Source organism: Nocardia elegans NBRC 108235 (genome assembly GCF_001612845.1).
GTDB lineage: Bacteria > Actinomycetota > Actinomycetes > Mycobacteriales > Mycobacteriaceae > Nocardia > Nocardia nova.
Map to the genome: position 1 here is coordinate 77,040 of NZ_BDBF01000031.1, position 13,959 is coordinate 90,998.

Sequence of the window (13,959 nt, forward strand, 5' to 3'; positions counted from 1 at the left end):
CAGGGAGCAAACGGTGACCCACGCCGATCTGTCGATCCCGAAGACCGCCGCAGGCCGAAACTCCTCCGCTGTCGACGAGCCTGAGAACGAACCCCGCGAGGAGTGTGGCGTCTTCGGCGTCTGGGCTCCGGGCGAGGATGTGGCCAAGCTCACGTACTACGGTTTGTACGCACTGCAGCACCGCGGCCAGGAGGCCGCCGGTATCGCGGTCGCGGACGGCTCGCAGGTACTGGTGTTCAAGGATCTGGGCCTCGTCTCGCAGGTCTTCGACGAACAGACGCTGGCGGCGATGCCGGGGCATATCGCCATCGGGCACTGCCGGTACTCCACCACCGGTTCCACCATCTGGGAGAACGCTCAGCCGATCTTCCGCACCACGGCCGTCGGCACCGGACTTGCGTTGGGACACAACGGAAATCTGGTCAATACCGCCGAGTTGGCGACGCGGGCCCGGGAATTGGGCCTGATCAACGGCCGCCTACCCGGCAGTGCGATCACCGCCACCTCGGATTCGGATGTGATGACCGCGCTGCTGGCCCATGCCGCGGCCGACAAGAGCATCGAGCAGGCGGCCATGGAGTTGCTGCCCACGCTGCGCGGCGCCTTCTGCCTGACCTTCATGGACGAGCACACCCTCTACGCGGCGCGGGATCCGCAGGGTGTGCGGCCGCTGTGCCTGGGCCGCCTCGACCGCGGCTGGGTGGTTGCCAGCGAGACCGCCGCGCTCGACATCGTGGGCGCCTCGTTCGTCCGGGAGATCGAACCCGGCGAACTGCTGGCGATCGACGCCGACGGAGTTCGTTCGCTGCGGTTCGCCAACCCCGAACCCAAGGGCTGTGTCTTCGAATACGTCTATTTGGCTCGGCCGGATTCGACGATCGCCGGTCGCTCGGTGCACGCCACCCGGGTCGACATCGGTCGCCGGCTGGCCGCCGAACATCCCGTCGAGGCCGATCTGGTGATTCCGGTCCCAGAGTCCGGAACGCCTGCCGCCGTCGGCTACGCGCAGGGCTCCGGCGTGCCGTACGGCCAGGGCCTGATGAAGAACGCCTACGTGGGCCGCACCTTCATCCAGCCCAGCCAGACCATCCGCCAGCTCGGTATCCGGCTCAAGCTCAACCCGCTGCGCGAGGTGATTCGCGGGAAGCGGTTGATCGTGGTCGACGACTCGATCGTGCGCGGCAACACCCAGCGCGCGCTGATCCGGATGCTGCGCGAGGCCGGGGCGCTGGAGATCCACGTGCGCATCGCCTCCCCGCCGGTGAAGTGGCCGTGCTTCTACGGCATCGACTTCGCCTCGCCGGCCGAGTTGATCGCCAACGGCGCCGGGCCGGAAATGGCCGAGGGGTCACAGGATTCGGAAGCGGCGATGGTCGAAAGCGTGCGGCGTTCCATCGGCGCCGACAGCCTGGGCTATATCTCGCTCGAGGGCATGATCGCGGCCACCGAGCAGCCGCGCACCCGCCTGTGCTGTGCCTGCTTCGACGGCAAGTACCCGATCCCGCTGCCCGATGAGGCTGCCGTCGGCAAGAACGTCCTCGAAGGAATTCTCTCGGGTAAGCCGGAATCGGAACTCCTGGGCGAGAATGCCAACGCGAGCGCGCTGAGCCGCCCCTGAGCGTCACTCGTGACGTCGTGGCCGGGCCGTTCGTCGTGGCGGCCCGGCATGTTTGATCGAAGGTCGAGTCGACTTGGAGTGCACGCACATTCGGTGCCGAGCAGGTTCGAGAGCCTAAAGGCTCGGTGACGTGCTGGGCGGTGTGAGCAATCCGCCGAGCATCATCAGAATGCACTGCTCGGCCTCGGCGCCGGCCGCATCCGGATCGTCGGCGTGCGCGACGATCATGCCCGCCTCGGTGATCGCGGCCAGAATCAATTGGGCCAGGGTCCGAACCGGAACCGCGGGCGCGAGGCCGGACTCGACGGCCAGTTCCAGCTGATTGGTGATCAGCCCGAGCCCGTGGCGCGCTTCCATCTCACGCCAGCCCTGCCAGCCGAGTACCGCAGGGCCGTCCGACATGGCGATCCGGACCGTTTCCGGGCGGCGGCTGATCATGAGGAAGGTGTGCAGGCCGGTCGCCATCGCGGCCAGCAGATCGGTCGGGTCGGGCAGGGTGTCGATCGCATGCCGGATCTCCTCGGTGTTGTCCGCCTCGAGCTGTTCCAGGACCGCGATGAACAGGCCGCGCTTGTCGCCGTAGTGATGATGCAGCGCGCCGCGGGTGACACCGGCCGCGGCGACGATCTCCTCCGCCGACACCGCGGAATATCCGCGTTCGGCGAACAGCCGCCGCCCGACCGACTCGAGACTCGCCCGCGTCGCGCGTGATCTGTCCTCCTGGCTACGGCGTGGCATGCAGCCGAGTGAACTCCACGATCAACCGGCTGAGCAACTCGGGCTGGTCCTCCGAGATGAAGGTGAGTGAATCCTCGATCGTGCGCAGCGTGGCATGGGGCAGATCGTGTGCCAGCCGCTGCGCGAAATCGAGGCGGAACACCTTGTCCTCGGGTGCCCAGGCCAGCAGCACCGGCAGATCCCACTCGCGGAAAGTGCGCGCGGCCGCGAGGGTGTGGCGCTTGTGGATATCGCGCAGGAACCGGCGCAGATCGGCGCGAATGGCCGCGGAATTGCGGCTCGGCAGCAGATAGGAATCCGCGATCTCATGCGGCAGCGGCTGTTTGGTGACCAACCCGTAGGCGAGGGGCAGCCGCTGCGCCGGCCGGAAGCGCAGGCTCTGCAGAATCGCGGTGAGCAGGCCGGGTACGCGCGAGAGCCGCGGCAGCGGAGTGAACGGTTGCGGGAAGAACTTCTCGTAGGCGTCGCAGTTGGTGAACACCACGCGCCCGACCCGACTGCGATCGCGCGACAGCATGATCTGCGTGATCGCACCGCCGGTGTCGTTGGCCACCAGGGTGACGTCGGTGAGGTCGAGTTCCCGCAGGAACGCGGCGATCAGATCGGCCGCGCCTGTCGGGGTGAGGTCGGCGGCCGGCATCGGCTCCGAATGCGAGCCGAACGGCCAGTCCGGGGTGAGGCAGCGATGCCCGGCGGCGGCGACGTCCGGTACCACCTTGCGCCACAGGTCGGCGTTGACGAGCAGGCCGTGGACGAAGACGACCGGTGACCCGGAACCGGTGTCGTGATAGCGGATGCGGCCGCCCGGCACGGTGACGTGTCGAATCGGGCCGAGGCTGGTGCTGATTCCCATGACATGCCTTCCGGAGTGGGTGTGATGTGTTCCAGAGTTACCTACATACCGTATGTATGTCAATGGCGGATGTGACGGTAGCCTCGAATCCGTACGTGCAGCCCAATACCGGTGCAGTCTCGTTATCCGGCTCCGGTAGCGTGATCAGGCATCTGTCCGCCGATTCGGTTTGGAGCTTTCCCGAACAATGACTGAGCAGACCCCGAGTGGTGCCGGTGTGAACGACACCGGCGCCGACGAGGCCCAATCCGGAGGCGCGTCCTACGCCGCCGCCGGTGTCGACATCGAGGCCGGCGACCGCGCAGTCGAGTTGTTCGCGCCGCTGGCCAAGAAGGCCAGCCGGCCCGAGGTGCAGGGCGGTCTGGGCGGTTTCGCCGGATTGTTCGCGCTCAAGGGTGGCTACCGGGAACCGCTGCTGGCCGCCTCCACCGACGGTGTGGGCACCAAGATCGCGGTCGCGCAGGCGCTGGACAAGCACGACACGGTCGGCCTGGACCTGGTCGCCATGGTCGTCGACGATCTGGTCGTCTGCGGCGCGGAACCGCTGTTCCTGCAGGACTACATCGCTGTCGGCAAGGTGGTTCCGGAACGGGTCGCGCAGATCGTCTCCGGTATCGCCGAGGGCTGCATCCAGGCCGGATGTGCGCTGCTGGGCGGCGAGACAGCCGAGCATCCGGGCATGATGGGCGCCGACGACTACGATATCTCCGCGACCGGCGTCGGCGTCGTGGAAGCGGACGAGGTGCTGGGCCCGGATCGGGTCCGGCCCGGCGACGTCGTCATCGCGATGGGCTCCTCGGGCCTGCATTCCAACGGCTACAGCCTGGCGCGCCGGGTGCTGCTCGACATCGATCGGATGGCGCTCACCGGGCACGTCGAGGAATTCGGCCGCACCCTGGGCGAAGAGTTGCTGGAACCTACCAAGATCTATGCCAAGGATTGTCTGGCGCTGATCGCGGAGACCGATGTGCGCACCTTCGCCCACGTCACCGGCGGCGGTCTGGCGAACAATCTGGCTCGCGTGCTGCCGGCCGGGCTGGTCGCCGAAATCGACCGTGGCACCTGGAATCCCGCGCCGATCTTCAAACTGATCGCGCAGCGCGGCCGGGTCGAGCGGGCCGAGATGGAGAAGACCTTCAACATGGGCGTCGGCATGGTCGCCGTCGTCGCCCCCGAGGATGCCGATCGTGCGCTCGCGGTGCTGACCGCGCGGCATATCGAATGCTGGACCTTGGGATCGGTCAAGAAGGCCAAGGATGTCGATGCCGCGCGCGTGGCGCTGGTCGGGGAACATCCGAGGTTCTGAGCGGACACATCGACGCCTCCTCGCACCAGTTCGGGCGAGGAGGCGTTGTCGTCTCGGGAGGCGTCGTGTCGGGGGTCGCTCGCGACGCGCTCACGGGTTGCCCACGGCACCACTCCGGGGCGCTCGGACGGCGAAGCGTCTACCGTGCGCGACGGTGGAAATCGGAGCAATCCGAACTCGGGTAATGCCGCCCTGGGTATCGGTGATACCTGCGGCGGCAACCCGTACTACGAGCCCTCATCGAGGTGGGGATCGGTCGATCTATCGGCCGAAACGCTGCCGACGTGCGAAGGGGGAGGCCCCTCAGGCCTCCCCCTGCATACGTCGATCCGAGTCAGCGGCGCCAGTCGTCGTAGTCCTCATCTTCCTCCCAGCGCTTGAGCGATTCGTCCGAATCGTGCTCTTCGGACAGCACACCGCTCCGCCGGGGGGAGTGCCCCGACAGCTCGCGCTGAAGGCTCGCGAAGTCGGTCGACGGCGAGCTGTACTTCAGCTCGCGTGCAACCTTGGTCTGCTTTGCCTTAGCCCGGCCACGGCCCATGGCTGACCCCCTCGCGTCACTGCGGGGCGGCCTGGGGTGGTTGGCGGCCCCGTTCGAATTAATAATCTTCCTGACAGACACTTTAGCGTGTGTCAGGCGGTCGCGCTTCCAGGAGTCGGTGAAGACTCCGGAACATCCACCGTTCGCGGGGCCGTCGAGCGGGGGTTCGCCGAAATGGTGAGCTTCTACACCGCCCCCGGGATTGCCCGGATGATGCCGACCCGGGCCCCGCCGCCCAGGACCGGCGGCCCGGCGAGCGCGGCGTGGGCCTCGGTCCACTCGACCCCCATACGCTGGAGAATCGCCTGCGTCAGCGGCATCCGGGCCCGGTCGTGACCGTCATCGATCTTGTAGGCGAAGGCACGGCCGTCCGGCAGCGCGCCCGCGTGCACACCGTCCGCCCCGATCTTGCAGACCAGTCCTGGGGTCGCCCGCATGGTTTCGAGATCGGGGGCGTCCGTGCCCGAAATCACTCGCGGGTGGTGGCGAATCGCATCCGCGACCCGGCGTTCCGGCGATCCGGGAGCCGCGGTGGCGAGGCCGGCGTAGGCGCGGGCGAGATTGATCAGCGAGACCGGGACGATCGGCAGGCCGCAGCCGTCGATGCCGAGGTCGGTCTCGGGTTCGCCGGTGATCTCGGCGATCGTCGCCGTGACCGCCTGCTGCAGCGGATGGGAGGGGTCGAGATATCCGGTGGTCGGCCAGCCGTTGATCACACAGGTCGCCAGCATCGCGGCATGTTTGCCCGAGCAGTTCATGTAGATCTTGCGAGGGGCCGAGTGCCGGTCGCGCCCGGCCAGGGCCTCGGCGCGGGCTTGTTCGCCCATCGGCAGATCCGGCGGGCATCCCAGACTGTTCTCGTCGAAGCCGAAGCGGTCCAGCAACCGCCGCACCAGCGCCAGATGGTCGGGTTCGCCGAAATGCGAGGCGGTGGCGATGGCGAGTTCGGCCTCGTCGACCGGCTCGAAACCGTTGCGCAGCAAGGTGATCGCCTGCATGGGCTTATTGGTCGACCGCGGGAAGATCGGCAGATGCACCTCGCCCCGGGCCAGCGATGGTTCCCCGTCGGGTTCGATGATCACCACCGACCCGCGGTGCACGCATTCGCGGAATCCGGAGCGGACCACTTCCACCAGCTCTACGCTCACGGCCGATCTCCTCGTTCGGCGGTTCCGCACGCCGTCGCGGCCGGTACCGGCTGCGCCGCGCCGGTTGCCGCGAGGTCCGGCAGCGTCGCGTTCGATGCATCCGTGCCCGCTGCCCTGTCCGGCACTACCGCGGCGCGAATCTCCTCGTGGAGTTCGGTGTTGCGCGTCCGGTTAGCGGCCCGCCGCGCATGCCGGGCGATCTGCATGCGCACGTCTTCGGAGATCGTCGGTTCGGCGGCCAGCAGATGTTCCAGCCGTGCCGGATCGTGGCCGGTGAACAGGTCGCGCACGGTGATGCCGTGCTCGGGGATGTGGTCCACGTACACGCGGTCGCCCGCGCCGATCGTGCCCTCGGTCAGCACTCGCAGATAGGCGCCGGTATCGGCCTGCAGCGTGAAGCGCTTGACCCACTGCTTCTCACCGGACCAGTGCCCGAAGGTCGCGCAGGGCACGCGCGGTGCGCTGACCTCGAGCAGCGTGTCGCCGACGCGCCAGCGTTCACCGATCACGGCATCGCTGACGGGCAGCCCGGAAACCCGCAGATTCTCGCCGAACCAGCCGGGCGCAAGCGTGCGGCCCAGGTGCTCGCCCCACTGCCGCGCGTCCTCGTCGGCGTAGGCGTAGACGGCCTGATGGACGCCGCCGTGATGTTTCGTATCGCAGACGCGGTCACCGGCCAGTCCCAGCGCCCGGACCGCCACCCGGTCGGCGACCGGGCGTTTGTCGATCGCGGTCCGGCCGACCCGGCTGACCTTCGCGGGCACCTCGAGTTCGGCATGGAGTACACAGACCGCGAGTACGTGGCCGATCGCGCCGATTTCCCGGGGCGCTGCGGGCGCGCTCACCGGCCGCGCAACTTGTCCACGGCGAGCCGGCCGGCCTGCGGCTCGTCATCGGACGGGATCGAATCCGGATCGATGGCGGCGGCCATCGGACCGGCCTCCAGCCGGGTGTCGGCGGGGATGGCGCGTTTGACCAGCGCGAGTGCGATCGGCCCGAGTTCGTAATGGTCGATCACCGTGCCGAGGCGGCCGACCGCGCGGCCACCGGCGGTCACCGCGTCGCCGGCCGCGGGCCGGGCATCGGCGGAGCCGTCCAGATGCAGCAGCACCAGATGCCGCGGCGGTTTACCGAGATTGTGGACGCGGGCGACGGTTTCCTGTCCGCGATAGCAGCCCTTGTTCAGGTGGACCGCGCCGAATTCGTCCGGGCCGCCGATCCAGTGGGCCTCGTGCGGAATGGTCCGATCGTCGGTGTCGAGGCCGATGCGCGGGCGCAACGCCGCCACCCGCAGCGCCTCGAATGCCCACAGCCCGGCCGGTTCGGCGCCGGCCGCGGTCAGCGCCGACCACAGTTCGCTCAGCCGGTCGCGCGGCACGACCAGGTCGTAGGAATCCTCGGTGGGCCAGGGCATGCGGCGCAGGAATCCGCCGCCGGGCAGGGCGACCGCGCCGTACACCTCCGGCAGCGCGGCGACGCCCAGCGTCTCGGTCAGCTCGCGCACCCGTGGCCCGAGCAGGCTCAGGACCGCGTGGTCCGGTGCGGCCTCGGGTTTCGCGTCGGCCCAGAAGACCATCTTCTGCAGGAAGTCGAGCAGTGCGGGGCCACGATCGCCTTCGGTGTCGATCCACACCGTGCCGTCGAGTTCGGTGAGCACGAAGTGGTGCTGGACGCGGCCGTTGAGGTCCAGATCCAGGTTCTCGGCGGACCGTCCGTCGCTCAGCTCGGCTACGTGCTGGCTGGAAATCGTGTGCAGCCAGCTCAGCCGTTCGGCGCCGGTGATCCTCGCCACGAAACGGTGCGAACGGTCCACGAGGGCCACGCGCTGGGCCGCGGCACGCTGTTCCCCGAAGGGATCGCCGTAATGCCAGGCGACCGCGGCATCGGGACTTTCGGGCGGGCCGGGCACGGCCCCTGGGAGACCGAGCAGTGGACTGGGGGCGGCAACCACGGACACGTTTTCCACAATAGGCGGTCGCGCCGACCCGCGCCGCGCCACGGGTTGCCGCAGGTATGCGGTGAGTATGCCGTGGATATGCCTGTGGGCGCGGGGCTCGCCCGGGCGTTGCCCGACGATTGCGTACCCACGCCTGGAGCGCTCGATTCGCCTAGGCTGCCACGCATGGTGGATCGAGTTCTGGTGACACTCGACGGTACCGTCCGGAATCCGGACGAGCCGTTGCTCTACGCGGACGATATCGGCACGTTGCGCGGCGACGGCGTCTTCGAGACGGTGCTGGTGCGGGACGGTAAAGCGAGTGCACTGGAATTACATCTGGCTCGGCTACGCCGCTCGGCCCAGGCGCTGGACCTGCCCGACCCGGATGTCGCCCAGTGGCGCACCGCCGTGGAGTCCGCGGTCAAGGAATGGGGCTCCGACCGCGAGGGCGTGCTGCGCATGATCGTGACGCGGGGCCGCGACGGCGCCGAGTCCAAGCGCGTCGGTTCGGGCGAACTGTCCGGCCCGGCACCGGATCTCACTGGCTACGTGTTCGTGAGCCCGGTCGCCGAGCGGGTGAGTAAGGCTCGCGCCGAAGGCATCTCGGTGATCACTCTCACTCGGGGCATCTCGACCGAACTCGCGACCACCGCCCCGTGGCTCCTGCTGGGTGCCAAGACGCTCTCCTACGCGACGAATATGGCGGCGCTGCGGTTCGCGGCCCGCCAGAACGCCGACGACGTGATCTTCACCAGCACCGAGCACCGCGTGCTGGAGGGGCCGCGCTCGACGGTCGTGATCCAGCGCGACAAGCAGTTGCTCACCCCGCCCGCGCGCGACGGGGTCCTGCCCGGCATCACCCAGCGCGCCTTGTTCGCCGAGGCGGGCAAGGCCGGCTGGGACTGCAGCTACAAGTCGCTGTTCACGGCGGATCTCGTTACCGCCGACAGTGTTTGGCTACTGTCGAGCATCACGCTGGCCGCGCGGGTGGCGACACTGGACGGGCTGCGGATGTCGGCACCGGACTGTGCCGAAGAAATCACGGATCTGGTGAATCGCGGGATCGAACGAGCCTGGAATATCGCCGACTGGACCTGATTCGACCGCGTCGTCGGAGCGTCGAAAGCGGAACCCGTTACCGCGCAGCAATAATTGTTGGAATGTCGTGACGTAGGACTCGTTGCTCCACGGCTGTAGCGGCGTAGGCTCTACTACGACATGTCGTAGTACGTGTGGATGTCCCGCATGACACAGGAGGCCGCCGGATGGATGTCGTCGACGTCTCACGTTGGCAGTTCGGGATCACGACCGTCTATCACTTCATCTTCGTACCGCTCACCATCGGCCTCGCGCCCATGGTCGCCGGGATGCAGACCGCATGGGTGATCACGGGTAAGGATCACTGGTACCGGCTGACGAAGTTTTTCGGCAAATTGTTCATGATCAACTTCGCGCTCGGTGTCGCCACCGGCATCGTGCAGGAGTTCCAGTTCGGCATGAACTGGAGCGAATACTCCCGCTTCGTCGGGGACGTATTCGGCGCCCCGCTGGCCATGGAGGGCCTGGCCGCGTTCTTCCTGGAATCGACCTTCCTGGGCCTGTGGATCTTCGGCTGGTCGCGGCTGCCCAAACTGGTGCACCTGGCCACCATCTGGCTGGTCGCGATCGGCGTGAACGCCTCGGCCTTCTTCATCATCGCCGCCAACTCGTTCATGCAGCATCCGGTCGGCGCCCGCTACAACCCCGAATCCGGCCGCGCCGAACTGGAGAGCATCGGCGCACTGCTGACCAACAACACCGCGCTGGCGGCCTTCCCACACGTCGTGGCGGGTGCGTTCCTCACCGCCGGCACCTTCGTGGCCGGTATCGGCGGCTGGTGGATGGTCCGCAACGCCCGCTCGGGCCATCCGGAGCTGCTGGAAGAGGCGCGCGCTATGTGGCGGCCCGCCGCCCGCGCCGGGATGTGGGTGATCGTGATCGCCGGCATCGCACTGGTATTCACCGGCGACATCCAGGGCAAGCTGATGTTCAAACAGCAGCCGATGAAGATGGCGTCGGCGGAATCGTTGTGCCACACCGAAACCGACCCCGACTTCTCGATACTCACCGTCGGCACCCACAACAACTGTGACAGCATCACCCGCGTGCTCGAGGTGCCCGGCGTGCTGCCGTACCTCGCCGAAGGCAGGTTCAGCGGCGTGACGCTGCAGGGTGTCAAGGACCTTCAGGCGAGCTACAACGAAAAATTCGGCCCGGGTGACTATCGGCCGAATCTGTTCGTCACCTACTGGACCTTCCGCGCCATGATCGGCTGGGCAGTGGGTTCGGCGGCCATCGCGCTGCTGGGCTTCTGGATGACCCGGCGCGGACGGATCCCGGATCAGCCCTGGTTCAAGTGGCTGAGCCTGATCTGCATTCCGACGCCGTTCCTGGCCAACAGCGCGGGCTGGGTCTTCACCGAGATGGGCCGCCAGCCCTGGGTGGTCGCACCGAATCCGACCGGGAACCCGGCCATCCGGATGACCGTGCAGCAGGCCGTCTCCGGGCATACCGCAGGCACCGTGCTGGCCTCACTGATCGTCTTCACGCTCGTGTACGGCGCACTGGCGGTCGTGTGGTTCTTCCTGATGCGGCGCTATGTGATCGAGGGGCCCGAACAGCCACCCGCGGAGACGGAAACGTCTGCGGTCGAGAAGCTTTCGTTCGCGTACTGAGGAGCCGAGGATGAGTCTGCCCGAATTCTGGTTCTTGCTGATCGGTGTCCTGTTCACCGGCTACTTCGTGCTCGAGGGCTTCGATTTCGGCGTCGGGATACTGATGCCGATCATCGGCCGCGGCGACGAAACGCGAAAGCGCGCCGTACTCAACACGATCGGGCCGGTCTGGGACGGCAACGAGGTGTGGCTGATCACCGCGGGCGGTGCGATGTTCGCGGCCTTCCCGGAGTGGTATGCCAGCCTGTTCTCCGGGTTCTACCTGGCACTGCTGCTGATCCTGGTGGCGTTGATCGTGCGCGCGGTGGCGATCGAATGGCGCGGCAAGATCCACGATCCGCGCTGGTACAAATGGTGCGACGCCGCGATCGTCTTCGGTTCCTGGGTGCCCGCGCTGGCCTGGGGACTGGCCTTCGCGAATATCGTGCACGGAACGCAGCTCAACGCGCAGCGGCGGATCGAGGGCGGTCTGCTCGGTCTGATCAACCCCTACGGGCTGCTCGGCGCCCTGACGCTGCTGCTGTTGTTCATCCTGCACGGTGCGGTGTTCATCGCCTTGAAGACCGGCGGCGACATTCGTGACAGCGCCGAGCGGATCGCCCGCGTGATCTGGTTGCCGGCCACCGTGGTCGCAGCCGCGTTCGCGCTGTGGACCCAACTCGCCCACGGCCATGGCTGGACCTGGATTCCGTTGGGCCTTGCGGTCTTCGGCCTGCTGCTCGCCGGTGGTGCGGTGCTGCGGCATCGCGACGGCTGGGCGTTCACCGGCACCGCCGTCACCGTCGTCGCCGCGATCGTGCTGCTGTTCGGTGCGCTGTTCCCGTACGTGCTGCCGTCCACCATCGACGCCGCCTACGGGCTGACCGTCGACGGCCGGATGGTCGACGGGCATCCCACCGTCAGCGCCTCCTCCACGCATTACACGCTGGTGGTGATGAGCTGGGTCGCGGTGGTGCTGACTCCGGTCGTGCTGATCTACCAGGGCTGGACGTACTGGGTCTTCCGCAAGCGCATCACCGTCGAGCAGATCCCGGCGCCCATCGGCTTGTCGATGCGCAGCGGCGCGCGGTAGGCCCACGATGGCCCGTCCCGTCGATCCCCGGCTGTGGCGCCACGCCCGTTCGGCCCGCCGATATCTGATCATCAGCGTGGGACTGTCGCTGGTGATCACGGCGGGCATCGTGGTCGCGGCGCTGATGCTGGCCCGGATCGCGGCGGGCGTGATCACCGATCCCGGGCAGCGCACAATCGGCGCGTGGACCGCCGAGCTGGCGATTCTGGCGGCGGCGATCGCGGTGCGGACGGTGGCGAGCTGGTGGCAGTCGCGGCTGGCGCATCGAGCCGGCGCACAGGTGGTCGCGGAGTTGGAGAATTCCGTCCTGGCCGCGGGAGCCGCCCTGCCGCCGCGGGAGCTGGATCGGCGGCGAACCGAACTGGCGGTGGTGGTCGGCGACGGACTGGGCGGATTGCGCGCCTATCTCACCGGATATCTGCCCGCGTTGCTGCTCGCGGTTCTGGTACCGCCCGTCGTGCTGGCCGTGATCGCGGTGCACGATCTCACCGCGGCGATCATCATCCTGGTGACGCTGCCGCTGATCCCGATCTTCATGATCCTGATCGGGCTGATGACCCAGGGCCGTGCCGCCGACGCCCTGGCCGCCACCACCCGGCTGTCGGATCAGATGCTCGACCTGTTCGCCGGCATGCCGACGCTGCGGGCGCTCGGCCGGGAAACCGGTGCGGCCGAGGACGATGCGCCGACCATGCGGCATCGGGTGCGCGAGCTCGGCGAGGCGCTGCACAAGCGGACCATGGCGACCCTGCGGATGGCGTTCCTGTCGTCGATGGTGCTGGAGATGCTGGCAACCCTGTGCGTGGCACTGGTCGCCGTGTCGATCGGCATGCGGCTGGTCTTCGGGCATATGGGCCTGTACGCCGGTCTGCTGGGCCTGATCCTCGCCCCGGAGGTCTATCTGCCGCTGCGTGCGGTGGGGGAGAGATTCCATGCGGCGCAGGACGGAATGGCCGCTGCCGAACGGGCTTTCGCGATATTGGAGCCGGACCGGACGGAGCGGGACCTGTCCGCGGGCGTCACCGGTGCGCGGGATGTCTCGGTGGAGGCCAACGCGCCCACCGAACCTCGGCGAGCAGATGTCCGCAGTGCCCGGCGATCCGGCGAGCCGCCCGCGGCGCGAGTCCCGGCCACGGTCGAACCAGGGACCGCGGACATCGAGCTGCGTGACGTGTGGGTGCGCGCGCGGGACGGGTACGCACCCGCCGGATTGTCGGGTGTGCTGCGACCGGGAGCGGTGACCGCCCTCATCGGACCCAACGGAAGCGGGAAATCGACTGCCCTGCAAGTGATATTGGGTCTGATGGCGCCGGAGCGGGGTGCGGTTCTGGCGGGTGGGCGTCCGGTCGGCGAACTCGACCCGGACGGGTGGTGGTCGCATATCGCCTGGTTGCCGCAGCGTCCGGTGTTGCTGCCCGGCACCTTGCGAGAGAACCTCGAACTCTTCGGTGCGCAAGCTGGTGACGGCGGGCGCGGTGATAGGGCCCGCCGTGCCGTGGTCGTCGACAATGCTTGTTCGGCAACGGGTTTCGACACAGTACTCAACGAACTTCCGGACGGGTGGGACACCGTGGTGGGTCCCGGCGGCCTCGGTCTGTCCCTCGGCCAGCGCCAACGCCTGGCATTGGTTCGCGTCCTGGCCGCCGACCGCCCGATTCTGCTCTTCGACGAACCCACCGCCCATCTCGACGAACACAGTGAGGCGACGGTTCTCGCCGCCCTGACCGAACGGGCCCGCGCGGGCGCGACGGTCGTCGTGGTGGCGCATCGCCCCACCGTGCTCGCCATCGCCGATCACATCATCGAAGTACACGCGCGGCCGGACTCGGAACCGGCGGAAGATCATGCCGCGCAACGAGAGTCGGCCGGCCTCGAATCGGATGGGTTGGAGCCCGCCGCCCCTGCGGAGGTGGAGGGGGCGGACGAGGTGCGGCGTGGCGATGCGCGCGCATCGGGCACGCCTGTAGTGCCGATCGCAGTCGGCCGGGCGATGACCAGGGGGTGGACGCCGTGAAATCCCTGTGGGCCGA

General features: G+C 68.1%; 11 protein-coding genes and 1 pseudogene. 6 read left to right on the forward strand and 6 right to left on the reverse strand.

Annotated elements, in window-relative coordinates; translation table 11 throughout:
• Window positions 1–13: 13 nt before the first annotated feature.
• Window positions 14–1,618, forward strand: coding sequence for an amidophosphoribosyltransferase (gene purF / locus NE2_RS22050; protein ID WP_063028989.1), 1,605 nt, complete (start codon window positions 14–16; stop codon window positions 1,616–1,618).
• Between the two features lie 114 nt (window positions 1,619–1,732).
• On the opposite strand, the gene NE2_RS22055 is transcribed toward purF, so the two are convergent.
• Both NE2_RS22055 and NE2_RS22060 read right to left on the reverse strand, forming a co-directional pair.
• Window positions 1,733–2,356, reverse strand: coding sequence for a TetR/AcrR family transcriptional regulator (locus tag NE2_RS22055; RefSeq protein WP_063028991.1), 624 nt, complete (start codon window positions 2,354–2,356; stop codon window positions 1,733–1,735).
• Window positions 2,343–3,209, reverse strand: a complete 867-nt coding sequence (locus NE2_RS22060; protein ID WP_063028993.1) for an alpha/beta fold hydrolase — start codon at window positions 3,207–3,209, stop codon at window positions 2,343–2,345. The genes NE2_RS22055 and NE2_RS22060 overlap by 14 nt, the downstream gene beginning before the upstream one ends.
• 187 nt (window positions 3,210–3,396) lie before the next feature.
• On the opposite strand from NE2_RS22060, the gene purM reads away from it, so the two are divergent.
• The gene (gene purM, locus NE2_RS22065; RefSeq protein ID WP_063028995.1) at window positions 3,397–4,515 is read left to right on the forward strand and encodes a phosphoribosylformylglycinamidine cyclo-ligase; all 1,119 of its coding nucleotides are present in this window, start codon (window positions 3,397–3,399) and stop codon (window positions 4,513–4,515) included.
• A gap of 334 nt (window positions 4,516–4,849) precedes the next feature.
• Here the strand turns inward: purM and NE2_RS22070 are convergent, their stop codons facing one another.
• The 4 genes and pseudogenes from NE2_RS22070 to ygfZ form a co-directional block, all read right to left on the reverse strand.
• Window positions 4,850–5,056: a DUF3073 domain-containing protein gene (locus NE2_RS22070; protein ID WP_063018105.1), complete on the reverse strand. Its 207-nt coding sequence runs from the start codon at window positions 5,054–5,056 to the stop codon at window positions 4,850–4,852.
• Window positions 5,057–5,241: 185 nt separating this feature from the next.
• Entirely contained in the window at window positions 5,242–6,204 is a 963-nt protein-coding gene (locus NE2_RS22075) for an asparaginase (protein ID WP_063028998.1), read from the reverse strand.
• 194 nt (window positions 6,205–6,398) lie between these two features.
• Window positions 6,399–7,022, reverse strand: a pseudogene (locus tag NE2_RS22080) (MOSC domain-containing protein); the annotation flags it as partial.
• 23 nt (window positions 7,023–7,045) lie between these two features.
• Entirely contained in the window at window positions 7,046–8,161 is a 1,116-nt protein-coding gene (ygfZ, locus tag NE2_RS22085; RefSeq protein WP_373862277.1) for a CAF17-like 4Fe-4S cluster assembly/insertion protein YgfZ, read from the reverse strand.
• 165 nt (window positions 8,162–8,326) lie between these two features.
• Here ygfZ and NE2_RS22090 point away from each other — a divergent pair, with 165 nt between their 5' ends.
• The 4 genes from NE2_RS22090 (at window position 8,327) to cydD (ending at window position 13,943) form a co-directional block, all read left to right on the forward strand.
• Complete coding sequence (locus tag NE2_RS22090; RefSeq protein ID WP_063029000.1) at window positions 8,327–9,241, forward strand: aminodeoxychorismate lyase; 915 nt, start codon at window positions 8,327–8,329, stop codon at window positions 9,239–9,241.
• Between the two features lie 167 nt (window positions 9,242–9,408).
• Entirely contained in the window at window positions 9,409–10,857 is a 1,449-nt protein-coding gene (locus tag NE2_RS22095) for a cytochrome ubiquinol oxidase subunit I (RefSeq protein WP_063029002.1), read from the forward strand.
• 10 nt (window positions 10,858–10,867) lie between these two features.
• On the forward strand, window positions 10,868–11,929 hold the full coding sequence (gene cydB / locus NE2_RS22100) for a cytochrome d ubiquinol oxidase subunit II (protein ID WP_063029004.1): 1,062 nt from the start codon (window positions 10,868–10,870) through the stop codon (window positions 11,927–11,929).
• 7 nt (window positions 11,930–11,936) lie between these two features.
• Entirely contained in the window at window positions 11,937–13,943 is a 2,007-nt protein-coding gene (cydD, locus tag NE2_RS22105) for a thiol reductant ABC exporter subunit CydD (protein ID WP_063909450.1), read from the forward strand.
• Window positions 13,944–13,959: the final 16 nt, after the last annotated feature.